24 protein-coding genes and 1 pseudogene are annotated in these 21,898 nt (G+C 59.7%); 11 read left to right on the top strand and 14 right to left on the bottom strand.

Annotated elements, in window-relative coordinates; all coding sequences use genetic code 11:
• Nucleotides 1-73 precede the first annotated feature (73 nt).
• Nucleotides 74-1,258 (top strand): hypothetical protein, encoded by a 1,185-nt coding sequence (locus AB3G88_RS15665; RefSeq protein WP_480450599.1) that lies wholly within the window; start codon nucleotides 74-76, stop codon nucleotides 1,256-1,258.
• A gap of 130 nt (nucleotides 1,259-1,388) precedes the next feature.
• Here the strand turns inward: AB3G88_RS15665 and AB3G88_RS15660 are convergent, their stop codons facing one another.
• On the bottom strand, nucleotides 1,389-1,646 hold the full coding sequence (locus AB3G88_RS15660; protein ID WP_480454445.1) for a hypothetical protein: 258 nt from the start codon (nucleotides 1,644-1,646) through the stop codon (nucleotides 1,389-1,391).
• A 475-nt stretch (nucleotides 1,647-2,121) separates the two neighbouring features.
• Here AB3G88_RS15660 and aqpZ point away from each other — a divergent pair, with 475 nt between their 5' ends.
• Nucleotides 2,122-2,808: an aquaporin Z gene (aqpZ, locus tag AB3G88_RS15655; RefSeq protein WP_480450597.1), complete on the top strand. Its 687-nt coding sequence runs from the start codon at nucleotides 2,122-2,124 to the stop codon at nucleotides 2,806-2,808.
• 116 nt (nucleotides 2,809-2,924) lie between these two features.
• Here aqpZ and AB3G88_RS15650 read toward each other — a convergent pair whose 3' ends face one another.
• The 9 genes from AB3G88_RS15650 to AB3G88_RS15610 form a co-directional block, all read right to left on the bottom strand.
• Nucleotides 2,925-4,124: an NAD(P)/FAD-dependent oxidoreductase gene (locus tag AB3G88_RS15650; protein ID WP_480450595.1), complete on the bottom strand. Its 1,200-nt coding sequence runs from the start codon at nucleotides 4,122-4,124 to the stop codon at nucleotides 2,925-2,927.
• Between the two features lie 123 nt (nucleotides 4,125-4,247).
• On the bottom strand, nucleotides 4,248-5,243 hold the full coding sequence (locus AB3G88_RS15645; protein ID WP_099586948.1) for a GlxA family transcriptional regulator: 996 nt from the start codon (nucleotides 5,241-5,243) through the stop codon (nucleotides 4,248-4,250).
• The gene (tal, locus tag AB3G88_RS15640; RefSeq protein ID WP_480450592.1) at nucleotides 5,240-6,163 is read right to left on the bottom strand and encodes a transaldolase; all 924 of its coding nucleotides are present in this window, start codon (nucleotides 6,161-6,163) and stop codon (nucleotides 5,240-5,242) included. Before tal ends, AB3G88_RS15645 begins: the two co-directional genes overlap by 4 nt.
• 23 nt (nucleotides 6,164-6,186) lie before the next feature.
• Nucleotides 6,187-7,140: a sugar-binding transcriptional regulator gene (locus AB3G88_RS15635; RefSeq protein WP_032889554.1), complete on the bottom strand. Its 954-nt coding sequence runs from the start codon at nucleotides 7,138-7,140 to the stop codon at nucleotides 6,187-6,189.
• Between the two features lie 45 nt (nucleotides 7,141-7,185).
• Complete coding sequence (locus tag AB3G88_RS15630; RefSeq protein WP_099586946.1) at nucleotides 7,186-7,986, bottom strand: SDR family oxidoreductase; 801 nt, start codon at nucleotides 7,984-7,986, stop codon at nucleotides 7,186-7,188.
• A 9-nt stretch (nucleotides 7,987-7,995) separates the two neighbouring features.
• Nucleotides 7,996-8,760, bottom strand: a complete 765-nt coding sequence (locus AB3G88_RS15625; protein ID WP_099586945.1) for an SDR family oxidoreductase — start codon at nucleotides 8,758-8,760, stop codon at nucleotides 7,996-7,998.
• Nucleotides 8,761-9,042: 282 nt separating this feature from the next.
• Nucleotides 9,043-10,551 (bottom strand): sugar ABC transporter ATP-binding protein, encoded by a 1,509-nt coding sequence (locus tag AB3G88_RS15620; RefSeq protein WP_480450589.1) that lies wholly within the window; start codon nucleotides 10,549-10,551, stop codon nucleotides 9,043-9,045.
• 15 nt (nucleotides 10,552-10,566) lie between these two features.
• The gene (locus AB3G88_RS15615) at nucleotides 10,567-11,499 is read right to left on the bottom strand and encodes a sugar ABC transporter substrate-binding protein (RefSeq protein WP_099586943.1); all 933 of its coding nucleotides are present in this window, start codon (nucleotides 11,497-11,499) and stop codon (nucleotides 10,567-10,569) included.
• 50 nt (nucleotides 11,500-11,549) lie between these two features.
• Nucleotides 11,550-12,557 (bottom strand): ABC transporter permease, encoded by a 1,008-nt coding sequence (locus tag AB3G88_RS15610; protein ID WP_099586942.1) that lies wholly within the window; start codon nucleotides 12,555-12,557, stop codon nucleotides 11,550-11,552.
• Between the two features lie 361 nt (nucleotides 12,558-12,918).
• Here AB3G88_RS15610 and AB3G88_RS15605 point away from each other — a divergent pair, with 361 nt between their 5' ends.
• Genes AB3G88_RS15605 through AB3G88_RS15595 form a run of 3 tightly spaced genes read left to right on the top strand, consistent with a single transcriptional unit; the run spans nucleotide 12,919 to nucleotide 16,157 of the window.
• Nucleotides 12,919-13,755, top strand: coding sequence for a transketolase (locus AB3G88_RS15605; RefSeq protein WP_480450586.1), 837 nt, complete (start codon nucleotides 12,919-12,921; stop codon nucleotides 13,753-13,755).
• Nucleotides 13,745-14,677 carry a transketolase family protein gene (locus AB3G88_RS15600; protein ID WP_480450584.1) on the top strand — a complete coding sequence of 311 codons (933 nt, stop codon included), beginning with the start codon at nucleotides 13,745-13,747 and terminating at the stop codon, nucleotides 14,675-14,677. Before AB3G88_RS15605 ends, AB3G88_RS15600 begins: the two co-directional genes overlap by 11 nt.
• 4 nt (nucleotides 14,678-14,681) lie before the next feature.
• On the top strand, nucleotides 14,682-16,157 hold the full coding sequence (locus AB3G88_RS15595; protein WP_480450582.1) for an FGGY family carbohydrate kinase: 1,476 nt from the start codon (nucleotides 14,682-14,684) through the stop codon (nucleotides 16,155-16,157).
• Between the two features lie 96 nt (nucleotides 16,158-16,253).
• On the opposite strand, the pseudogene AB3G88_RS15590 reads toward AB3G88_RS15595, so the two are convergent.
• Nucleotides 16,254-16,379: pseudogene (locus AB3G88_RS15590) on the bottom strand (ABC transporter substrate-binding protein); the annotation flags it as partial.
• Nucleotides 16,367-17,227: an AraC family transcriptional regulator gene (locus AB3G88_RS15585; RefSeq protein ID WP_480450580.1), complete on the bottom strand. Its 861-nt coding sequence runs from the start codon at nucleotides 17,225-17,227 to the stop codon at nucleotides 16,367-16,369. The gene AB3G88_RS15585 and the pseudogene AB3G88_RS15590, both read right to left, overlap by 13 nt.
• Before the next feature lie 110 nt (nucleotides 17,228-17,337).
• Between AB3G88_RS15585 and AB3G88_RS15580 the strand changes: the two genes are divergently transcribed.
• The 6 genes from AB3G88_RS15580 to AB3G88_RS15555 all read left to right on the top strand — a co-directional run bounded on the left by AB3G88_RS15580 (nucleotide 17,338) and on the right by AB3G88_RS15555 (nucleotide 20,464).
• Nucleotides 17,338-17,748, top strand: coding sequence for a hypothetical protein (locus AB3G88_RS15580; protein WP_099586937.1), 411 nt, complete (start codon nucleotides 17,338-17,340; stop codon nucleotides 17,746-17,748).
• Between the two features lie 114 nt (nucleotides 17,749-17,862).
• Entirely contained in the window at nucleotides 17,863-18,207 is a 345-nt protein-coding gene (locus tag AB3G88_RS15575; RefSeq protein ID WP_099586936.1) for a hypothetical protein, read from the top strand.
• Between the two features lie 60 nt (nucleotides 18,208-18,267).
• Nucleotides 18,268-18,663, top strand: coding sequence for a hypothetical protein (locus AB3G88_RS15570; protein ID WP_099586935.1), 396 nt, complete (start codon nucleotides 18,268-18,270; stop codon nucleotides 18,661-18,663).
• Nucleotides 18,653-19,039 carry a hypothetical protein gene (locus AB3G88_RS15565; protein WP_099586934.1) on the top strand — a complete coding sequence of 129 codons (387 nt, stop codon included), beginning with the start codon at nucleotides 18,653-18,655 and terminating at the stop codon, nucleotides 19,037-19,039. The genes AB3G88_RS15570 and AB3G88_RS15565 overlap by 11 nt, the downstream gene beginning before the upstream one ends.
• An 80-nt stretch (nucleotides 19,040-19,119) precedes the next feature.
• Nucleotides 19,120-20,028, top strand: a complete 909-nt coding sequence (gene glsB / locus AB3G88_RS15560; protein ID WP_122307923.1) for a glutaminase B — start codon at nucleotides 19,120-19,122, stop codon at nucleotides 20,026-20,028.
• A 145-nt stretch (nucleotides 20,029-20,173) separates the two neighbouring features.
• On the top strand, nucleotides 20,174-20,464 hold the full coding sequence (locus tag AB3G88_RS15555; RefSeq protein ID WP_480450576.1) for a hypothetical protein: 291 nt from the start codon (nucleotides 20,174-20,176) through the stop codon (nucleotides 20,462-20,464).
• 183 nt (nucleotides 20,465-20,647) lie between these two features.
• Here the strand turns inward: AB3G88_RS15555 and AB3G88_RS15550 are convergent, their stop codons facing one another.
• Entirely contained in the window at nucleotides 20,648-21,190 is a 543-nt protein-coding gene (locus AB3G88_RS15550) for a hypothetical protein (RefSeq protein WP_480450574.1), read from the bottom strand.
• Between the two features lie 288 nt (nucleotides 21,191-21,478).
• Entirely contained in the window at nucleotides 21,479-21,718 is a 240-nt protein-coding gene (locus AB3G88_RS15545; protein WP_480450572.1) for a DUF6124 family protein, read from the bottom strand.
• Between the last annotated feature and the right edge of the window lie 180 nt (nucleotides 21,719-21,898).

The following is a 21,898-nucleotide window of genomic DNA, read 5'->3' as shown; positions in this document are numbered from 1 at the left end:
ATTCAAATCACAGTTCGCTAATAAGTTTTACTATCTGTTTTATCTATCGCCGTTCAATTGCAGGAAGTTTTAGTTGAAATACTACAGATGGATCTCTTATTTAACGGCGATCGCCTTGGCATTAGGGTTGTTGGTTACGGTTGGAGTATTGGTCGCGTATGGAGTGAAGCTGGGACCGATCTCGGGTAAGACAGAAGACTGGGGTGCATTTGGTTCAATACTGTCGGGGGCTTTCACACTGCTGGGAGCTGCTGCTACGTTGGGTACACTGGTGTTTTTGTTGGTTCAACAGCGTAATAATCAAGCGTATCAGCGCGAGCAAGAGCGTGAACGACAGCATGCTCAGGCTAAACATGATGATGTGATCGCACAGCAGCTCAAAGCGCAGACTTTCGAACAGTACTTGAAGCATCGCGAAGTTTTTTTTGATCGCTTGCATAGCCTCGAAGCAACTTTTGCTCATGCAGTTCGATTTGCCAATAAAGATGCTTTATATCAATGGGTGTTTCCGCAGAATTCTCCTACGAGGTGCAGCTATGTCGTTGACCTTGAACAGAACGAAGGCGCTGTATCTGGTTTAGTAAAGTTGCGCAGCAACTATTTGGAGCTTTTGCATTATCTACACTTGAGACCTGTGGTGCATCTGCAAGGTTATCTGTTGATTACGAAAATGCAGCACCTGATGCAGGAGCTGAAAATTTCCTATCAGCTAGAAATCATGGACGGTGATCTACAATCCAATGGGCAACATCTGGGAGTCAATATTTACTCGCCGCAGGAGTGTCTTGAAGTCATTACGTTGACCATTAATTCTTTGCTTTTTTACTCCGGAAATGCGGAGTTCGGCAGCGCGCAGGGGGCATTGAAGGAGACGTTTTTGCGGCGAAAATTTGTTGTGGATTCTTTGGATTCACGATTATCAGGCGATCACTTAGCGGTTCGGAAGTCCATTGCAGGGCTTGTTGAGTTGGAACGATATTATCTTGAAGTGTTGGAGTCGGAAGTTATATGTGGTAGCGGTTACGGCCGTAAGTTGCATGCTATTTTGGATGCGCGGTTGCAGTCAAAGCAGGAAGTCAAAAAGCTGAAAGACGATAGTTTGTTTAATAAAGTGGTAGAAGAACTCAGGGTCGAGCAAGAGAAAATTTTTTCGGAATATGAGGGGCAGGAGGATAAGTTGATTTCGGTGAGAGAACTTTTTTCACTTTTAAACGCCGCCTGGCACGTTGCCTACAAAGCTCACCAACAAAAAAAATAGGTCGCGTTGAATGCTCTGTTACTTGATCAATGGATGAGCCGACCATTTGGCTCAACCTGCTCGGACGTCCGGGTCGCAAGTAACTATTTTATTTAGGATAGAGGGCGACCGCTGGGTCGCCCGTTTTCATTTACCCGGCAGTCTCCTGCAATCTACGCCCAATCACATCCAGCAAATCGCAGCCGTCACGCAACGGAATATTCAGCAACAATGCGAAATCCTGCAGTACAACAGCATCACTGCTGATCCCATCACGCAGGGCTAGATTTTCAAGCACTTGAGTGACAGCCCGAATGCGATAAACCGCCGCGTCATGCAGGGCATCCAGCGGCGCTTCGGTGTCGATGAGCAGGGTAGGGATGGTGCAATCGGGGCCCGTGATGGGCATATACCGATCTAGTGCGGTCATGGATCTTGCTCCCATATCTAAGTGAGCCGTCACCTTCTGCCGCCAAGCAGAATTAGGGTGGCGGATTACGCAAGGTTGGCGGACCGGGGATATAGGACCCGGCACTTCCGAAGAAGTCCCTGCGCAACCCACCATTGCACGAAATCACGGACGCAAAAAAAAGCGCCTGCAATCGTGTTGGGGGCGCTGTTGCGCCTATATCTGTTCGGACCGCCAAGTCCAATCGCAGCATTTGCTGCGAGCCAGAAGGTTAGCGCGCGGGGTGTCTGGTCGCAACTGGCAAATAGGACCGATCAGGAATTTGGATGTTTTATCCGCTGCCGCGAGGGCGCTAGTGAAGCCCTCAACCAAAACCAGACAAGTCTTACACCCCCCTTTGATACCCATTGCTACCGTCGCCTGGGACCGCCCACGCCCCTGTGGTGACGGCACTTGAACAGCAACGGAGTCACGTGTGCAAAAGCGTTTGACCGCAGAGTTTCTGGGTACTTTCTGGCTGACGTTGGGCGGCTGTGGCAGCGCCATTCTGGCGGCAGCATTTCCCGAGTTGGGCATTGGTTTTGCCGGGGTGTCCCTGGCATTCGGCCTCACTGTCCTGACCATGGCCTACGCAGTAGGCGGTATCTCCGGCGGGCACTTCAACCCGGCGGTGACTATCGGCCTGTGGGCCGGGCGCCGTGTGTGCGGTGCATATGTGCTGCCGTATATCGTGGCGCAGGTGGTGGGGGCGATTGCGGCGGCTGCGTCGCTGTACGTGATCGCTGACGGGCAGCCCGCTTTCGAAGTGGGTGGTTTCGCCGCCAACGGCTATGGCGAACTGAGTCCTGGCCTGTTCGACATGAAAGCCGCATTGCTGGCTGAGGTGATCGCCACCTTCTTCTTTGTGCTGATCATCATGCGCGTGACTGCACCGGGTGCGGTCGCCGGGTTTGCACCGATTGCCATCGGCCTGGCGCTGACCCTGATTCACCTGGTCCTGATCCCCGTGACCAATACCTCGGTCAACCCGGCGCGCAGTACCGGGCCGGCGTTGTTTGCCGGGTGGGATTACCTGTCGCAGCTCTGGCTGTTCTGGCTCGCGCCGATTGTCGGCGGCGTGCTGGGAGCGTTTGCAGCGCGGGGCTTGGATGAGCGCGACTGACCGGTGTGCTCGATGAACGTGCCAAGCAAAAAAACGCCCGCCTGATCATCATCGGCGGGCGCTCGGGGGGGCCGGCGCAGCAAGGAGCGAGCCGGCTGGTATAGGCGATGCGTGAATCAGGCCACGGGAATCAATGGGTCAGCCGCCTCCAGGGCCGCTGCCCGCTCGGCCGCCGGTGGGTAGATCCACACGCTGTTGATCTGGTGCTTGAGGTCCTTGGCTTCCTGGCCCACGAGCTTCACTTGGCGGTCCCAGCCTTCGGTGTACACCGCGCCCCAGGCGCCGAGGTCCAGGCACGTCACGTATTTGGGCTGGCTATAGGTCATCGGCGCCACGCCGATCAGGTCGGCGGCGACGTTGTTTCCGGCGTAGCGGCCGAGGGCGATGGCGTGCTGGCAGGACATCGCGGCGACGTTGCCCAGGTCGTCGGTGGCGGCGTAGGCCACGTCACCGGCGGCGAATATGTCGGCCTGGCCTTTGACCTTCAGCGTGCCGTCCACATGCAACCGGCCCTGCGGGTCGCGAGTGCCGCTGACCTGTTCGGTCATGGGGTTGGCGCGAAAGCCTATGGTCCAGATCACCGTGCTGGATTCGATCCGTTGGCCATCCGCCAGGGTCACGCCACGGGTATCCACCGAGGCCACGGAGTTATTGAGTACCCACTCCAGCCCCAATTCTTTGCTGGCTTCGATGATCGAAGGGCGAATGCCATCGCCCATGGAAGCGGCGATCTGCGGGCTACGGTCCACCACTACCACACGGATATCGGCGTTATCGCCCAGTGCTTCACGCAGGCGCGCCGGCATTTCGGTGGCGGTCTCTATGCCGGTAAAACCGCCACCGGCCACCACCACGGTATTGCGCGCGGGGCTGTCGGGCAGATGTTTGAGGGTATGGATATGCGCTTCGAGGCGCGTGGCGTCTTCGATCTGGTCCACATCGAACACATGCTCGATGCCTTCCATGGGCGGACGATTCAAGCGGCTGCCAGCGGCCAGCACCAGGCGATCATACTGGACGGTAGTGGGGATACCTGTCAGGTCGCGATAGGTCACCTGCCTGGCATTTTCATCGATGCTGTCGGCCGTGCCCTCGATGAAGTTCACGCCAACCGCCGCAAACAAGGGGCTCAGGGGCGCCTGCATGGTATGCACCTGTGCCTCATAGAACCGTGGACGAATACGCAGCTCCGGGTGAGGCGCCAGCACGCTGATTTGCACGTCGTGGCGATCATTTTTATCCAGCAGGCGCGCGGCGCCCAACGCGCTCCAGACACCACCGAACCCGGCGCCGATGATAAGGATGTGCTGTTTCATGAGTTGCTCCAGAGACCCAGTCGAGATGGTTGCTCACGCCGTGAGGCGTTACCGGATCACTGTAAAAGCACCGCTGTTTGTCTGGTAGGACACTTAACCCTGAATTACTGCCATATGCGGCGTTTACCGCGAAAAGCGCTCGCGGTAGTCACGGGGGGAAATCGAAAGGTGGCGATGGAAGGTGTAGCGCATCCGTTCTTCGTCGCCAAAACCACACAGTCGCGCGACTTGGTCGATGTTGCGTTGAGAGTCTTCCAGCAGGCGTCGTGCCGCTTCCATGCGAAACAGTTCGATAGCCTTGGCCGGTGTGCGCCCGGTTTTTTGCTTGTAGACCCGAGCGAAGTTGCGTGGGCTCATGCGGCTTTGTTCGGCCAGGCGCTCGACCGTCAGGTCGCTGTCGCTCAGGTTGTCAGCGATCCACAGGTGCAGGGCGTCGAAACCGGCCGTGTCGTCGGTCTGCGCCTGCAGCAATTGACTGAACTGTGCCTGACCACCGGGCCGCTTGAGAAACACCACCAGTTCCCGCGCCACTTGCAGGGCGACGTGCCGTCCGCAATCGGCCTCTACCAACGCCAGCGCCAGGTCGATGCCGGCGCTTACACCCGCCGACGTCCACACGTTGCCCTGCTGGATAAAGATCGCGTCCATGTCCACCTCAATGCCCGGAAAACCGCGCTTGAGCATGTCGCACATCGCCCAGTGCGTGGCGGCGCGTCGGCCCTGGAGCAAGCCGGCCTGGGCGAGCAGGAAGGTGCCGCTGCATACCGAGGCCGTGCGGCGCGCCCGGGTGGAGGCGTGACGCAGCCAGTCGACCAGGTCAGTGTTGGCGGCCATCGCCTCTTGAATGGCAGGCGCGCCGGGCACGATTAAGGTGTCGAGGGTGCCAGGATCAAATGTCGCCAAGGGCACGGTATCGACGCTCAACCCTTCGGCTGTTGGTATCAATCCACCCGCCAGGCTCGCGGTATGCACTAAATAGCCTGGCAAGCCCCGTTCGGCCATGGCCTTGGTGGCTGCCCAGAACACGGTCTGGGCGCCAGTCAGGTCGAGCAGGCCCATTTGCGGGTAAGCCAGGAACACCAAGGTGCGCGGTTGGCTTGCCGGCTGGTTGGGGCTCATAACGCCGCCAACACCTTCTCCAACTTCTCCTGATCCCGCGCAAACTGTCGAATGCCTTCCGCCAGCTTCTCGGTGGCCATCGCATCTTCATTCGACGCCCAACGGAACTGCGCTTCGTTCAACGGCTGACGCGCTTCGCCCGCCGCGCCCGGTTGCAGTTTGCGCTCCAGCGGGGCGTTATCTTCGGCGAGCTTTTGCAGCAGGTCCGGGCTGATGGTCAGGCGGTCGCAGCCGGCCAGTTGTTCGATCTGGCTGAGGGTGCGGAAGCTGGCGCCCATCACCACCGTCGGGATGGCGTTGGCTTTGTAGTAGTTGTAGATGCGCGTCACTGACTGCACGCCCGGGTCTTCGGCGCCGGTGTAGTCCAGGCCGGTGCTCTTGCGGTACCAGTCGTAGATGCGGCCCACGAACGGCGAGATCAAAAACACCCCGGCGTCGGCGCAGGCCTGGGCCTGGGCGAAGGAGAACAGCAGGGTGAGGTTGGTCTGGATGCCGGCTTTTTCCAGGCGCTCGGCGGTGCGGATACCTTCCCAGGTGGACGCCAGTTTGATCAGCACACGGTCGCGGCCGACACCGGCCTGGTCGTACAGGGCAATCAATTGGTTGGCCTTGGCCCACAGCGCGTCTTGGTCGAAGGACAGGCGTGCGTCGACTTCGGTGGAGATACGCCCCGGAATCACCTTGAGAATGCCGCAACCCACCGACACCGCGAAACGGTCACAGGCCAGGTCGACATCGCCTTTGGACACGCTCACCGCGTTACGCAGCAACTCGGCGTATTCCGGGATGGCGGCGGCCTTGAGCAGCAGCGACGGGTTGGTGGTGGCGTCCACCGGGCGCAGGCGGCTGATGGCTTCCAGGTCGCCGGTGTCGCAGACCACGGTGGTGAATTGCTTGAGTTGTTCGAGCTTGGACGTCATGAGCGGCTGTCTCCAAAAAAAGGTTATTGGTTGAGGGCCTGTGCGGTATCCAGGTCGGTGATCAGGATGTCCAGGTAGCCGCCCTTGAGCGCGCCGCGAATCGCCTGGACCTTGTTCAGCCCGCCGGCCAGGCCGAGCACGCGGTGGATGCTGCGCAGCTTGGGCAGCGCCACCGACACCACGAATTCTTCATCTTCTTCCAGCACCGGTTTGCCCTGGGCATCGAAGTAACGCAGGCAGATATCACCCACCGCGCCGCGCTCGGCCAGCAGGCGCAGCATGTCTTCGGTGTAGTAGTTGCCGCTGTTGCGCAGCAATTGCGAGGGCTCCAGGTCGCCGATGCCGACAATCGCCAGGGTGATGCTGTCAAAGCGTTGCAGCACTTCCTTGACCTCTTCCATCTGCACAATGCGCTGCTTGCTCTGCACCGACTGTTCGATGCTTTGGGACGGCAGCAAATACGCCGGGCAGTTGAGCAGGGTGGCCAGGCGTTGGGTCAGCAGCGTGGCTTCGAACGCGCCTTTGTTGCCGACGCCGCCCAGCAGTTGCACCACTTCCTCGGCGCCTTGCTTGCCCGACTGCGCGTGCAGGTGGCCGACCATGGCGCGGATGGTGCTGCTCCACGAGGAAATACCGATATGGTCCTGGGGCGACAGGCTGGTTTCCAGGTAGTGGGCGGCGGCCGAGCCGATGGCTTGCTTGATGCTTTCGTCATTGCCGGGCTCGGTGGCTTCCACCACGATCACCCGGCGCACGCCGTAGCGGCGTTGCAGTTGGGTTTCCAGCTCCAGGTGCAGGCCTTGCAGGCGCATCACGCTGATCTTCACGACGCCTTCCTGCAGCGCCCGGCGCAGGGCGCGGCTGATAAAGGACTGGGACAGGTCCAGTTGCGTGGAGATTTCGGACTGCTTGAGCCCTTCTTCGTAATAGAGGCTCGCGATCTTGGTGATCAGGCGCTGTTCTTCGATCTGGCTCATGAAGGCCTCAGTGAGTGAAACAATGTCGGTGAGGATACCAAACCCTTAAGACATGATCAGGCCGCCGTCGATATTGATCGCCTGACCGGTCAGGTACGCCGCGTCATCCGAGGCCAGGAAGGCGACCAGGCCCGCTACATCCGAGGGCTTGCCGGCACGGCGCAGGGGGATGTTCTTGACCCATTCGGCCATCAACTCGCCCTTGCCGTAGCGCTTTTCGTCGGTGCTGAGGATCTCGCCCCACACGCGGTCGTTGTAGTCCCACATCTCGCTTTCGATGATGCCGGGGCAAAACGCATTGACCGTGATGTTATGCGGCGCCAGCTCCAGCGAAAGGCTCTGGGTGATGCCGATCACGCCCATCTTGCTGGCGGCGTAGTGCGGCGTGTAGATAAAACCCTGGCGACCCTGGCCGGACGAGGTATTGATCAACCGACCGCTGCCTTGCTTGACCATGTACTTGGCCGCTTCCCGGCAACCCAGCCACACGCCGGTGGTGTTGACTTGCAGCACCTTGTCGAAGTCGGCGCGGGGCATTTTGTCGTAGTGGTCGATGGTGATGATGCCGGCGTTCTGCACCGACACGTCAATGCTGCCGAAGCGGGCGTGGCCTTCGCGGTAGAGCTTTTCGATATCGCTTTCGTCGGTGACATCGATGCCGAGGGCGAGGGCGTTCACGCCGTATTCCCCGGCCAGTTGCTCGGCGGTGAAGGTCACGCGCTCCAGGTCGTTGGAGGCCAGCACCAGGTTGGCGCCTTCCTGGGCGAAACGCTCGGCAATCCCGGCGCCGATGCCACGGCAGGCGCCGGTGATCACTACAGTTTTACCGCTGAATCGTTGCGACATGATCAACTCCTACCAGCACACAAAACCGCCATCGACCAACAGGTCGACGCCGGTGCAGAAAGACGAGGCCTGGCTGACCAGAAAGATCGCCGGGCCGACCATTTCGTCCACGCTGGCCATGCGGCCCATGGGCGTGGTCTGTTCAAAGATCTTCACCTGGTCGGCCACTTCCGGGCGCGAGTTCATCGGCGTGGCGGTGTAGCCGGGGCTGATGCAATTCACGCGCAGGCCCTTGTCGGCCCATTCCATCGCCAGGCTTTTGCTCAGGTGAATCACCCCGGCCTTGGAGGTGTTGTAGTGCGCCTGCAGCAGGCCACGGTTGACGATACTGCCGGACATGGACGCGATATTGACGATGGCGCCTTTGCCGCGCGGCAACATCACGGCGGCCTGGGCCTGGCAGCTGAGGAAGATGCCCGTGAGGTTGATGTCCAGGGTGGTCTGCCAGCGTTGCAGCTCCAGGTCCTCGGCGGCCTGGGCGTTGGCGATGCCGGCGCAGTTGACGGCCACGCTGAGTTCGCCGAGTTCTTGCTCGGTTCGCGCGACCGCTGCATCCAGCGCGGCGCGCTCGGTGACGGTGCCGCTCAGGGCCAGGGCGCGACGGCCCAGGGCCTGGATGCGCTCGACGGTGCTGGCGATGCCGGGGCTGCCGGGCAGGTCAAAACACGCCACGTCGGCACCGGCTTCGGCTAGACCAACGGCAATCGCTTGGCCGATGCCGCTGCCGGCACCGGTGACAAAGGCCACTTGGCCCTGAAGACTAAAAAGCTGCATGAATTACTCCAATCTTGAAATCACAGTGGAACCCCTGTGGGAGGGGGCTTGCCCCCGATGAGCATAGGTATCTACACAACTTCCAGTGGATGCTGAATCTATGGCAAATGGGCTGTTGTGGTGAGCGGGACAAGCCCGCTCACCACAGTGCTATGTGTAAGCCTTTGAGAGTTGTGTAGATACCTATGCCCCGATGAGGGAGTGTCAGTTGATGCATCTGTAACTGAACCACTGCCATCGGGGGCAAGCCCCTCCCACATTTGAATCTCTGTAGGACTTTAGTTACGCGGTGGCCATTTCCATGACTGAAACCGGTGTGGCCTCGCCGCGCTCCAGGATTCCCATCTGCCGGCCTCGGCTCATCACCATCACCCGATGTGAAAGCCCCAGCACTTCATCCAGGTCGGAACTCACCACAATCACCGCCATGCCCTTGGCCGCCAGATCCGCAATCACTTCATAGATCGCCGCCCGCGCACCCACGTCGATGCCCCGTGTCGGCTCATCCAGAATGAACACCTTGGGATTGCGCGCCAGCCACTTGGCAATGATCACTTTCTGCTGGTTACCGCCGGACAAGCTGGAAATCCGCGACTGCGGTGCGCCTTTCACGCCGAGCCGCGCCACCGCGGTGCGGGCAAATTCACGCAGCGGGGCAGGGAGCACCCAGCCGCGTTTGTCCAGCAGGTCGGTGTTGCCGTAGACCAGGTTGTCTTGGATGCGATGTTCCACCACCACACCTTGCTGCTTGCGGTCTTCAGGCACCAGCACCACGCCGGCCTGAATCGCTTCAAACGGGCTGCGCAGCTGCCGGACTTCGCCGTCCAGCACCATGTGGCCGTGGATATCCAGGGCCGCACCGGCAATGGTGCGCACCAGTTCTGTACGCCCGGCGCCGACCACCCCGGCAATGCCGAACACTTCGCCTGCCCGCACACTGAAGTCGATGCCGTGCAGGGCGAATTCGCGGCAGGTCAGGTCTTTGACCTGCAACATCACCTGCTCCTGCGGCGCCTGCAAGGCGGGGAAAATCCGCTCCAGGCTGCGCCCGACCATCTGTTCCACCAGCTCGCGCACCGGCACTTGCGCGGTGGCGTGCAGGGCGATCTGGCGACCGTCGCGCAGCACCAGCACGCGGTCGGCGATACGCGCGATTTCTTCCAGGCGATGGCTGATATAGATAAACGACACGCCTTCGGCTTTCAGCCGTTCGACCTGCTTGAACAGCAGCTCGGTCTCTTCGGCGCCCAGCGCGGCGGTCGGTTCATCGAGAATCAGCAGGCTGGCCTTCAACGTCAGCGCCTTGGCGATTTCCACCAATTGCTGGGCCGCCACGCTCAGGCCTTCGACCTTGCGTGACGCTGGCACGTTGAGCCCCAGGCGTTCCAATTGGATCTGCGCCTGGGCCTCGATGTAATCGCGGTCGACCCGCCCATGACGCATGGGCAGGCGACCGACAAAGATGTTCTCGGCGATCGACAATTGCGGCAGCAGACGGATTTCCTGGTGGATCAGGCCGATACCCGCGCCCAGTGCCGCGCCCGGCGAGGCGGGTGCATACGGCGCGCCGAGCCAGGTCATGCTGCCCCCGGCTTCGGGTTGCACGAGGCCCGCGATGATCGACGACAAGGTCGACTTGCCGGCACCGTTCTCGCCGAGCAGGGCCAGCACTTCACCGGGACGAATATCCACATTGACCTGGGACAACACCTGCACCGGGCCGTAGGCCTTGCTGATATTGCGCAGGCACAGCACCGCATCGGTGCTGCTCTCCAGAGCGGCTGCTTGCATGACGACCTCCAAGGCTTACGGGTGCTGTTGCAGGAACGGCGCGACGTTTTCTTTGGTGGTCAGCACGGTGGGCAGCAGTTGTTCCTTGGGTACGGCTTTGCCGGCCTTCAGGTCAATTGCCGAGGCCACGGCCAGGCGCCCCATTTTCTGGGTCTGCTGGGTCATGGTGGCGTTGAGCACGCCGCTTTCGACCGCCTTGAGCCCGGCCACGTCGCCGTCAAAACCGACCACTACGACCTTGTGATCGAGGTTGCCGACCTTCACCGCCTGGGCAGCACCCAGGGCCATGGCATCGGCGCGGCCGAAGAATACGGTGATATTCGGGTCACGCTGGAGCAGGTCCTGGGCCACGGCGAAGCCTTTGTCCTGGGCCCATTCGGCCGGTTGCTGGGCCACGACCTTGAGGTCCGGGAAGGCTTTGAGGCCTTCTTCGAAACCCTTGGCGCGATCATTCTCCGGGGTGGTGCCGAGCTGGCCCTGCAGGATCGCGATGCGGCCCTTGCCGTCGGTGATCTTGCCCACGTATTCGGCCAGGGTCTTGGCGCCGGCCACGCTGTCGCTGGCGATGAAGGTATCGCCGGGTGCGTCGGGGGCGTTGCGGTCCACGGCGATCACCGGAATGCCGGCGTTCTTGGCGGCTTTGACCGGCACACCCGCCGCGGTGGCACCGGCCGGGATGTAGATCAGCACATCGATCTGGCGGGTGATCAGGTCTTCAATCTGGCTGACCTGGGTGGAGGAGTTGCCCTGGGCGTCCACGGTGATCACCTTGATCCCCTTGGCCTTGCCCTCGGCCTCCACCGATTGCTTGATCTGGTTGAAGAAGTCGGCCTGAAGGTTGGCCACGGCCAGGCCGATGGTCAGGTCCTTGGCCCAGGTGGTGCCGGTGGCGGTGAGGGTCGCGGCCGCCAGAGCAGTGGCGATAAGCAGTTTCTTGGGGCTGAACATGTCGGTGACTCCTGGTTTTATTGTTGGAGGGTGTCAACTGTCGAACAGGGTTAACGGGCAGTGCTGGAACGGCGTCGCAGGGTGTCGATGGTCACGGCGAGGGCGATGACCACGCCGATCACCACTTGCTGGATAAACGGGGAAACGCCGAGCAGGTTGAGGCCATTGCGCAACACGCCAATGATCAGCACACCCACCAGGGTGCCGCCGATGCTACCGACGCCGCCGCTGAGGCTGGCGCCACCAATCACCACGGCGGCGATGGCGTCCAGTTCCAGGCTCAGGCCGGCACTGGGTTGCGAGGAGTCCAGGCGCGCCGCCAGGGTCACGGCGGCGATCCCGGCGAGGGCGCCGCTGATGGCGTACACCCACAAGGTAATCGCCCGTACCTTGATGCCGGACAGCCGCGCCACTTCCGGGCTGCCGCCCATGGCATAGAGGTTGCGGCCACCGGCACGAAAGCGCAGGAACACCCAGGCCACCAGCAGCATCACCAGGAACAACCCGACGGTGGCCGAGAGAAAACCGAAATGCCGCACCGTGGCCAGGCTGGTGAACCACTCCGGGTAACCGACGATCTGCCGGCCTTCGGTGAGGATATTCGCCAGGCCACGCGCCACCGACATCATGGTCAGCGTGGCGATAAACGGCGGCAACTTGGCGTAGGTAATCAAGCCCCCGGACACCAGCCCGGCGAGCATGCCGGTGGCGATCGAGATCGGAATCGCAAAGCCCAGCGGCACGGCCTGATCCTGATAAAGCCAGCCGAGCATCATCATCGAGAAGGCCAGTACCGAGCCTACCGACAGGTCGATGCCGCCGATGACGATCACCGCCGTCATGCCAATCGCCAGGATGCCCAGCACCGTGACCTGATCAAGGATGTTCAGGCCATTGCGCAACGAGAAGAAGAATTCGGAACTGAAGGAGAAGACCAGCACCAGCAGCACAAGGCCGATCAGCGGGCCGCCGATATTGCTGGGGAGCAGTTTCACCAAGCGTGGGCGGGGTGGCGGCTTGAGTTCGGCCGGGTGCTGGACAATAGCTTTGGCGTCCACAGTGTTCTCCTGATTTATTTTTTTTGGAGTGCTTTCAGGCGCCGTGAATATTTATGCGTGCCTGACTGTTAATTCAGATTCCAATGACACCGTATCAAAGTCAAGCGCTTAATTTTTCGGATATGCCTCTAATCCGGTGCTTTTATCCCGGCCAAAGCCACGGGATAGACCCGCCGGTGTGGGATTTTGCCCGTTTGTCCGAGGGATGTTTCTTCGATTTATTTGATTTTTCCGTGGATCGCTCACTTGACCGCGCGGACGATCAGCGTCTAAATAGAAATATATTGTCACTGCTGAATAAATATTCAAAACAGCTTTGGACGCTTTTACCTCACGTGGTCAGCCCCACAGGAGCCGCTGCATGAATGCCTTCCAGTACGACGCCCACCAGATCAAGGAACAGGCCCGCCTGATCCGCCGTCATGTGATCCGCCTCAACGCCGACTCACCGGCCGGCGGCCACACTGGGGCGGACCTTTCGGAAACCGACATCCTCGCCACCCTGTACTTCCGCATCCTCAATACCGGCCCGGAACGCACCGAAGACCCTGAGCGCGATATCTATATCCAGAGCAAGGGCCATGGTGTGGGCGGTTTGTACTGCTGCCTGGCGCAGGCGGGCTATATCCCCACCGAATGGTTGCCCACCTACCAGCACTTCAACTCCCACTTGCCGGGCCATCCGGTGCGCCAGAAAACCCCCGGTATCGAACTCAACACCGGCGCCCTCGGCCACGGCTTGCCGGTGGCGGTGGGGCTGGCGTTGGCGGCGAAGATGTCCGGCAGTAAAAAGCGCATCTATGTCCTGACCGGCGATGGCGAACTCGCCGAAGGCTCCAATTGGGAAGCCGCCATGGCCGCCGCCAAGTACGGGCTGGATAACCTGTTTGTGATCGTCGACAAGAACAAACTGCAACTGGCCGGCCTGACCGTCGAGATCATGCCGCTCGACCCGCTGGATGTGAAATGGGCCGCCTTCGGCTTCACCGTCAGCGAGTGCGATGGCAATGACGTGGGCCAGTTGATCGACACCCTGGAACGCATGCAGACCCAAACCGGCGCGCCCCAGGTGCTGATCGCCCACACCATCAAAGGCAAGGGCGTGTCCTTTATCGAAGCCCGCCCTGAATGGCACCACCGCGTGCCCAAGGGCGATGAAATCAATGCGGCACTGGAGGAGTTGAACCATGGCGAGTGAACATTTGGCGAGCGTCATGGTGCAGGCCTTTATTGACGCAGTCGACGCCGGGCTGGATGTGGTGCCAGTGGTCAGCGACTCCACGTCCACGGCCAAGATCGGCCCGTTTGTGCAGCGCTTCCCGGAGCGCTTGATCAACGTCGGGATTGCCGAGCAGTCCTTGGTCAGCGTCGCGGCGGGGTTGGCCCTGGGTGGCAAGATTGCGGCCACCTGCAACGCGGCACCGTTTTTGATTTCCCGCGCCAATGAGCAGATCAAGGTGGACGTCTGCTACAACCAGGCCAATGTGAAAATGTTCGGCCTGAACGCCGGTACCAGCTACGGCCCGTTGGCCAGCACCCACCACAGCCTCGACGATATTTCGGTGATGCGCGGCTTTGGCAATGTGCAGATCTTCGCGCCGGCCGATGCCATCGAGTGTCGGCAGATTGTCGATTACGCGCTGCGTTACCACGGCCCGGTGTATATCCGTCTTGACGGTAAAGCCTTGCCGGACGTACACGCTGGCGACTACCACTTCCAACCCGGTCAGGTGGATATCCTGCGCCAGGGCGCGGATGTGAGCATCGTCGCGTTGGGCTCGGTGGTGCATGAAGCCGTGGACGCCGCCGCCTTGCTGGCGGAGCAGGGCATCCAGGCGCAGGTGATCAACCTGTCATCGATCCGGCCGTTGCAGCGTGATGTACTGCTCAGCGCCTTGAGCGCCACCCGCGCGGTGATCAGCGTGGAAGAACACAATATCAACGGTGGCGTCGGCAGCCTGGTCGCCGAAGTGCTGGCCGAAGCCGGGCTGGGCATTGCCCTGATCCGCCTGGGCATCGGCGATGGCGAATACGCCGCTGCCGGCGCCCGTGAACCGACCCGCGCCTTGCATAACATCGACGCGGCTGGGATTGTGGCGGCTGCCACTCGGTTGCGGTGAACCCATGACTAACAACACTCCGCTGATCCTGGCGATAGACGAAGGCACCAGCAACGCCAAGGCGGTGCTGGTCAATGAACTGGGGCAGGTGATTGCTCGCGGTTCGCGGCCACTGAGCGTCAGCCATCCCCAGGCCGGGTTCTCCGAACAGGACCCGCTGTTTATCTGGCACAGCACCCTGGCCGCGATGGAAGAATGCCTGGCCCAGGTGGATCGGCCCATCACGGCCTTGGCGATCAGCAACCAGCGTGAATCCGTGGTGGCCTGGGACCGGCAAACCGGCGAGCCGTTGTCACCGTGCATCAGTTGGCAATGCCGCCGCTCCATGGCGTTGTGTACCCAATTACATGAGCAGGGGCATGAGGCGCTCATCCTCGAAAAAACCGGCTTGGCCCTCGACCCGATGTTTTCGGCGGGCAAATTCCGCTGGATTCTCGACAATCTGGACAACGGCCACGCCCGCGCCGCAGCGGGTGAGATTTGCCTGGGCACCGTCGACAGTTGGCTGCTGTGGAAACTCAGTGGCGGCCGGGTGTTTGCCACCGACTATTCCAACGCGGCGCGCACGCAGCTGTTCAACCTGCACACCTGCGCCTGGGATCCCGAGTTGCTGGACCTGTTTGCCATTCCGTTGGCGGCGCTGGCACCGATCCAGCCCAGCGCCGGTTTCTTCGCCGAAACCGTCGCGTTGGGCGGCTTGCCTGCGGGCATCCCGGTGATGTCGATGATCGGCGACTCCCACGCCGCGCTGTACGGGCAGGGCGGTTTTGCACCGGGGCTGGTCAAGGCCACCCTCGGCACCGGCTCATCCTTGATGACGCCCATGAGCGGCCCGATTGCGTCCAACCATGGACTGTCGACCACCCTGGCCTGGCATGACGGCGGCAGGCCGACCTTCGGCATGGAAGGCAATATCGTCCACACCGGCGCCGCCGTGCAGTGGGCCTCGCGGCTGGTGGCCGGCGAATCCCTGGATGCCCTGACCGAACAAGCGGCGCAACTGCCTGACAATGGCGGCGTGTACTTCGTGCCGGCCCTGTCGGGTCTGGGCGCACCGCATTGGAAAGCCGATGCACGTGGATTGATCTGCGGGCTGACGGAAGCCACCTCGGGCGCGCATATCCTGCGGGCGTCGCTGGAGTCCATCGGTTATCAGATTCGTGATGTGTTTGAAGCGATGCAGCAGGACATCGGCAGCCCCTTGAAGGAACTGTGGGTGGACGGCGGCGCGACGCGCAACCGTTGGCTGATGCAGTTCCTGGCCAACCTGCTGCAACGCCCGGTGGTGCGCAGCCTGTCGCCGGAAGTGTCGGCGTTGGGCGCAGCGCATCTGGCGGGCAGGGCGTTGGGGATTTGGGCGAGTGATCAAGCGTTGGGGCAGTTGGAGCGCCAGCGCGAGCGGTTCGAGCCGCAGGATGATCCGGCGATGGCAGCCCGTTACGCAGACTGGAAAAAGGCCTTGGCCCGCACCCTTCTCTAAAGACCCGTGGAGATCAACTGTTGGAGGGGCGGTGCGACGATTCGACTTGCCCCCGATAGCGGTTTATCAGTCAGCTCATCGGTAACTGTCACCCACCGTCACCGGTTGCACCTGATAGCTGCGGCGCGCGTTTGCCGCTTCAACCGTGGCCACATCCAGGTTACCCCACAGCGGTCCCAGCACTTTCGCCGCGTCCTGCGGATGGTTTTTCACCCATTGTCCGGCGCTTCGAGCAGCGGCAGGCCGCTGGGGAATTCGTGCCAGCTCATCGCGGCCCGATCCGCCAGATAGCGAGCCGGCGGCTGGCCTACGGTCTTGCGGAACATGGTGATAAAGCCGCTGGCGTTTTCATAACCCAGGTCCAGAGCCACCCGCTGCACACTGTCGCCCGTGGCCAGACGTTGCAACGACAGGATCACATGCAACTGCCGACGCCAGCGGCCGAAACTCAGGCCCAATTCCTCCAGCAACAGGCGCGTCATGCTGCGTTCACTCATGCCGATACGCATGGCCCATTGGCCGAGGGTGGCTTTGTCGGCCGGGTCGGCCAGCAGGCTATTGGCCAGGCGGCGTAAGCGTGAGTCCTGGGGCATCGGCAGGTGCAGAGCTTCCAGTGGGGCTTGGGCGAGTTCATCCAACAGCGTGTTGATCAACCGTCCCTGGGCGCCGTCGACCTCGTAAAGCTGTGGGAAGCTGATCGCCTTGCTGATCAACTCATGCAACAGACCCGACACGCCCAACGTGCAGCATTGCGTGGGCAGGGCGCCTGCGGCATCGGGGTCGATCAGCAGGCAATACACTTGGGCTTCGCCATTGCCCCGCGCCGAATGCGACACGCCACCGGGAATCCATAGCGCGCATTGCGGCGGCACGATCCAGATCCCGGCCTCGATTTCACAGTGGATCACCCCGCGCAGGGTGTACATCAACTGGCCCTTGCGATGGGTGTGCGGGGTGTGCTCCCAGGTGTCCGACGCGCTGCTGGCGCCCACGGCCACCACGGCGCGCTGAACCACATCGGCATCCTTGGCCAGCAGCGGGTCGTGCAGATCAAGGCGCAGGTGTTTCATGGCAGGTCTCGAAAGTTGGCCGAATTGCGAAATAGTCTGGCTATTCTGTGCAATGCCGTCCAGCGCGGGCTTTCTTATAGTGAGATCAACTCTCATTAAGGAGCTTTGCCATGCGACTCGACAGTACAACGTTCCCTGTAGTCAAAATCGTCTTCGATGCCCCGAACCAAGGCGGGCCGGAGGACGCCTTCCGGGTCTTTGAAGACCTGTTGGCACGGCAGCAATCCTTCCTGCTGCTGCACGAAAAAGCCGTGGACGAAAACGACTACGAACACTCCCATGAACAGCGCAAGCAAGCCTCGATCTGGATGAAGAAACACCGACAGGCGCTGCACACGTTCGTCAAAGGCATGATCCAGGTAGAACCCAGCGCCGCCAAACGCCTGGCGCTCAAACCGTTTGCGCTGATGTTCGGCAAGGCCTGGGGCTATCCTTTGCTGGTGGTGGAGTCCAAGGACCAGGCCTGGGCGCTGGCGCGGGATGTGCTGGATGAGCGAGTGTCGGATGTGGCGCATTTTTGAAGGCGCGCAACACCTATCTGTGGCGAGGAGGCAGGCTTTCTCGCCGGTCGGCGAGCGGTGCAGGGTCAATTGAACTACTTTGACTGACGAGCGATCCCTACCCGGTACTGATCCATGCGCACGTTGTTGAAAAGATATATGGCCCTGTTGGACAACGACCTGAGTACGCAGATTTTCGACAATGTGAAAAACCTGCTGGTCTGCGCACTGTTGTTTGCGGCGGGCACCAACGCGCTTCTCGGTCAGCAGGCCCTTTTTATCGGCGTGTTTGCGTCAAACGTGGCGGGCTGGGGGTTGATCATCCTGTCCACGGTGTTGATGTTCCTGAACGTCAGCGATGGCATTCGCAGGCTGGCCAAGCTGCGTTATCACCTGGCCTTGCAGCTGTTGCTGGTCCTGGTTTATCTGGTGGTGGCCGAGCGGGTGGTAGAGATTGTGTGGGGCTTCCGCGCGCCTTGAAAATCGAGGTATTAACGCGTTCACGCTAGAATCGCCGCACGCGGACCCAGGATGCGCACCATGCCCACGCTTTATTGTTACGTCGATGGTTCTGACAACCAAGCAGTCGAATCGGTATTGGTCGACGCCTTTCGCGCGTTTGTCAGCGATTGGGCGCAATATTGCGCCGTGTTTGTGAATCACCAGCACGAGCGTACACCCGACATGGCGCCTGATGACCTGAATGATTGGTTTATCGGGCTCAACCTTCCTTTGCCTCCCGTTAGCCAATCTCAAATTGACCAATTGGTCCTGTTTGCAAAATCCTTGGCGGGCGCAGCAGGACGAGATTTTGTGGTGGGTATTTCGTTGCCGTCCGGGCTTTGCGAGGATCTGGTGTTTCTCGATGCAAACGCTGACGAGACTGAGGGGTTACGCCTGTACACACAGTTGGAGGCTGCGCTCCATGGGGCTTGATATTCATCTTGAGGCTGATAAGCGAATGTCCCTGGCACATCTGGCTGACGCTGTGAACGCGGTGGGTGGTGCTGAACTGGAACAGCATGAACAGTCGGTGGAGGCGCATTTTTATTCAGGTCTTTTTCTGAGCGGCTGCTATGAAGTGGATGATCCTGATATTCGGGCGCAAGACACGAATGATCTGGCATTTACGGTGGCCATTCGTTGTTATCTGCGCATCAAAGGGCCTGCGCCGGAGGGCGCTGATCCATTGGCTGACGTCAGGGAACTGGCGCAGCAACTGGCTACGAGGTGTGACGCCTGTTTCTTGATGTCGTTTCAGTACGAGTCCCTCATGTATTACCGGGACGAGGCGGGGTTTCACGTTCTGTAGTAGCTCACCTGACCTGCGTGTTTCAGGTATCCTCCGCGCCCCGCTTATCACTGATTCAAACCACGATGACAGGACAAGACATGCAGGCGCTGCTGGAGTCGATCCTCGACGAAGTGCGCCCACTGATCGGCCTCGGCAAAGTCGCCGACTACATTCCCGCGCTGGCCGATGTACCGGCCAACCAACTGGGCATCGCCGTATACGGCAACGACGGCTCGGCCTACCGCGCCGGTGATGCCGATACGCTGTTCTCGGTGCAGAGCATTTCCAAGGTGTTCAGCCTGGTGCAGGCCATCGACCACGGCGGCGAAAGCATCTGGGAGCGCCTGGGCCATGAGCCTTCGGGGCAACCGTTCAACTCCCTGGTACAACTGGAGTTCGAGCGCGGCCGGCCACGCAATCCCTTCATCAACGCCGGCGCATTGGTGATCTGCGACATCAACCAGTCACGCTTCGCCGTGCCGATTCTGTCGATGCGTGACTTTGTGCGGCGCCTGTCGGGTAACCCGCAGATCCTGGTCAACAAAGTTGTCGCCGACTCCGAAGCCCAGCACGGCGCACGCAACGCGGCCATGGCCTACCTGATGAAGTCCTTCGGCAACTTCCATAACGACGTGGACGCGGTGCTGCACAGCTACTTCAACTACTGCGCCTTGCAGATGAGCTGCCTGGACCTGGCCAAGGCCTTCAGCTTCCTCGCCAACGAAGGCACCAGCGCCCACAGCGGCGAGCAGATCCTCACGGCGCGCCAGACCAAGCAAGTCAACTCGATCATGGCCACCAGCGGGCTGTATGACGAGGCGGGCAATTTTGCCTATCGCGTGGGGTTGCCCGGTAAGAGCGGGGTAGGTGGGGGGATTGTTGCGGTGGTGCCGGGGCAGTTTACGGTGTGCGTGTGGTCGCCGGAGTTGAACGCGGCGGGTAACTCGCTGGCGGGGATCAAGGCGTTGGAATTGTTGAGTGAGCGGATTGGGTGGTCGGTGTTTTGATGTGATTCAGCTGGGGCTAGGGCGCTGTAAACGCTGGCTGAGAGGACATGGGGACATATTGAGGTAAGTCGCCCCTGCGATCGACGCCTGATGTGATCTATGCTAATTGTCATTGATCCTCCCTTGTCCTAAGCCGGAGACCAGCATGTCACGTAAGAAAATTAAACCGCAAATCACTGAAGCGCAGATTCTTGCTCAAGAATCGAGTATCCCTTCTATTGCTGCCAAGGCATTCAGGGGTGCTTATGAAGTTGCGATTTCCAAAGGTGAGTCTGTGCTCGTGGTCCATGCTGGCCAACTGATGAAAGTTTCAAATACAGAGACGCTGGTCATCCGCCCAGTTGAAACATACGGAACTATTAAGGCCGGTACCCGTTTGAAAACCAAAAAGTCTCTTTTGGATCGTCGGTCTGCCCAAGCGCAGATTCAGGCTTGAGCACGACGCCTCGAGTTCGCATGTTCGCCGGACTGAACGGGAGTGGGAAGAGCACGTTCAAGACGCTGCCTGGACCGCTGTGCGCTGCGCTCTCGATGAAGAATTTGAACTCTTGCAAAAGCACCCGGCACACTGTGTCGGGTACTGGAAAAGCCTTAGGTGAGGCTAAACTCAAGCCGGACTTTATGTTGTGCCATCTGCCAGGCGTTTATAACTTTCAAAACGATCTTTATTGTCTGCTTTTAAAAGCTCAGGAGAGTTAAGTTCAAAAACTATTTTGTAAGGGCTGGTTGAATTAAATTTTTTCAAATCTTCTAAAGTCAGCATGTTGAACTCTTTTAGATCATCGGAATTCAAGGCGGTATCGTCATTGTTCGAAAGTGCAATGTGAATTACGCTTTGAAGATTCATCAGTTTGAAGAGTCTTTTTATTCGTTCATTATTCTTTCTCATGTTCAGATCTTCGAGGGTCAAGCTAGAAAACTCTGAAATGAGATTCATGTCAATGACCTGTTCGGAGTCAGAGCCAGTGACGATGCATGTTCTGTGAGTCATGTCGTAGTGCTTTAATGTTCCCTCAGTATATAACTCCTTCATGTTGTCATCGGCGGAAACGTGAGTGACCTTGCATTTGTTGCCAATCCCAACTTTCTTAAACATCGCCTCTACCGTGGTGTCGCTAACGGTATCTTCCGTGGAACCTTTGGTGTTTTCTACGTTTGGCATGATTCATCTCCAAGAAATAAGGTGACTCTTAAGAACGCTTATGAGTTTTTTGGCACTGTTAACACCCTCTGACTTTAGGTATTAAGCAGCCTGCCCGTAACTGTCAGAAATGACAGTTGACAAGATTAAATCGAAATATAAACAATCACCGGCAATACGAATTTTTGATGTGATCGCTCCCTCGCTCTGCGTGGGAATGCCGCCTGGGAAGCTCTGCGTCCCTCCTGCGCAACGGTGACGCAGTGCGTCACGTGATTCATTCCCACGCAGCGTGGAACGATCTTTATCTCAAGCAGCGGGGTGAGACGTGTCCAGCACCTTGTCTACCAGCAATTGCACGCCTTCCAGCATTCGGCAGATTCCCAATGCCACATTGCGTTGGGTGCCGTCGATTTCAAAGGCGAGGTGGGTGGCGATGTCGGTGATTGAGGATAGATCCTGGGAGGCGTTGATTAGCAGGGTTTCCGTGCCCAGGTTGGGGCGTACGGTGAAGAGTTTTTCTGGGGGATTTGGGGTGTCTTTGATCATGGTGGAACTCCAAGGGGAATGGAGCTGCCAGGGTTCGCGGTCAAACGAATTAGGGTGGCTGCTATACGCGGGTTGACCGACCGGTCCCAAGGAGCCCGGCATACCCGAAGGTATCCCGCGTACAGCTGCCGCGACACGATACAGCAGGCGTCAAGAAAACGCCTGATTCGATGTGGCACA

It is taken from the genome of Pseudomonas arvensis (assembly GCF_056688935.1).
Note: the sequence above shows the minus strand (reverse complement) of the source record. Positions and strands in the feature narration are given on the sequence as shown.

Coding starts and splice junctions, on each gene's coding strand:
- AB3G88_RS15660 (WP_480454445.1), bottom strand. CDS start 1,646: ATGCCCATCACGGGCCCCGATTGCACCATCCCTACCCTGCTCATCGAC.
- AB3G88_RS15650 (WP_480450595.1), bottom strand. CDS start 4,124: ATGAAACAGCACATCCTTATCATCGGCGCCGGGTTCGGTGGTGTCTGG.
- AB3G88_RS15645 (WP_099586948.1), bottom strand. CDS start 5,243: ATGAGCCCCAACCAGCCGGCAAGCCAACCGCGCACCTTGGTGTTCCTG.
- tal (WP_480450592.1), bottom strand. CDS start 6,163: ATGACGTCCAAGCTCGAACAACTCAAGCAATTCACCACCGTGGTCTGC.
- AB3G88_RS15635 (WP_032889554.1), bottom strand. CDS start 7,140: ATGAGCCAGATCGAAGAACAGCGCCTGATCACCAAGATCGCGAGCCTC.
- AB3G88_RS15630 (WP_099586946.1), bottom strand. CDS start 7,986: ATGTCGCAACGATTCAGCGGTAAAACTGTAGTGATCACCGGCGCCTGC.
- AB3G88_RS15625 (WP_099586945.1), bottom strand. CDS start 8,760: ATGCAGCTTTTTAGTCTTCAGGGCCAAGTGGCCTTTGTCACCGGTGCC.
- AB3G88_RS15620 (WP_480450589.1), bottom strand. CDS start 10,551: ATGCAAGCAGCCGCTCTGGAGAGCAGCACCGATGCGGTGCTGTGCCTG.
- AB3G88_RS15615 (WP_099586943.1), bottom strand. CDS start 11,499: ATGTTCAGCCCCAAGAAACTGCTTATCGCCACTGCTCTGGCGGCCGCG.
- AB3G88_RS15605 (WP_480450586.1), top strand. CDS start 12,919: ATGAATGCCTTCCAGTACGACGCCCACCAGATCAAGGAACAGGCCCGC.
- AB3G88_RS15600 (WP_480450584.1), top strand. CDS start 13,745: ATGGCGAGTGAACATTTGGCGAGCGTCATGGTGCAGGCCTTTATTGAC.
- AB3G88_RS15595 (WP_480450582.1), top strand. CDS start 14,682: ATGACTAACAACACTCCGCTGATCCTGGCGATAGACGAAGGCACCAGC.
- AB3G88_RS15585 (WP_480450580.1), bottom strand. CDS start 17,227: ATGAAACACCTGCGCCTTGATCTGCACGACCCGCTGCTGGCCAAGGAT.
- AB3G88_RS15580 (WP_099586937.1), top strand. CDS start 17,338: ATGCGACTCGACAGTACAACGTTCCCTGTAGTCAAAATCGTCTTCGAT.
- AB3G88_RS15575 (WP_099586936.1), top strand. CDS start 17,863: ATGCGCACGTTGTTGAAAAGATATATGGCCCTGTTGGACAACGACCTG.
- AB3G88_RS15570 (WP_099586935.1), top strand. CDS start 18,268: ATGCCCACGCTTTATTGTTACGTCGATGGTTCTGACAACCAAGCAGTC.
- AB3G88_RS15565 (WP_099586934.1), top strand. CDS start 18,653: ATGGGGCTTGATATTCATCTTGAGGCTGATAAGCGAATGTCCCTGGCA.
- glsB (WP_122307923.1), top strand. CDS start 19,120: ATGCAGGCGCTGCTGGAGTCGATCCTCGACGAAGTGCGCCCACTGATC.
- AB3G88_RS15555 (WP_480450576.1), top strand. CDS start 20,174: ATGTCACGTAAGAAAATTAAACCGCAAATCACTGAAGCGCAGATTCTT.
- AB3G88_RS15550 (WP_480450574.1), bottom strand. CDS start 21,190: ATGCCAAACGTAGAAAACACCAAAGGTTCCACGGAAGATACCGTTAGC.
- AB3G88_RS15545 (WP_480450572.1), bottom strand. CDS start 21,718: ATGATCAAAGACACCCCAAATCCCCCAGAAAAACTCTTCACCGTACGC.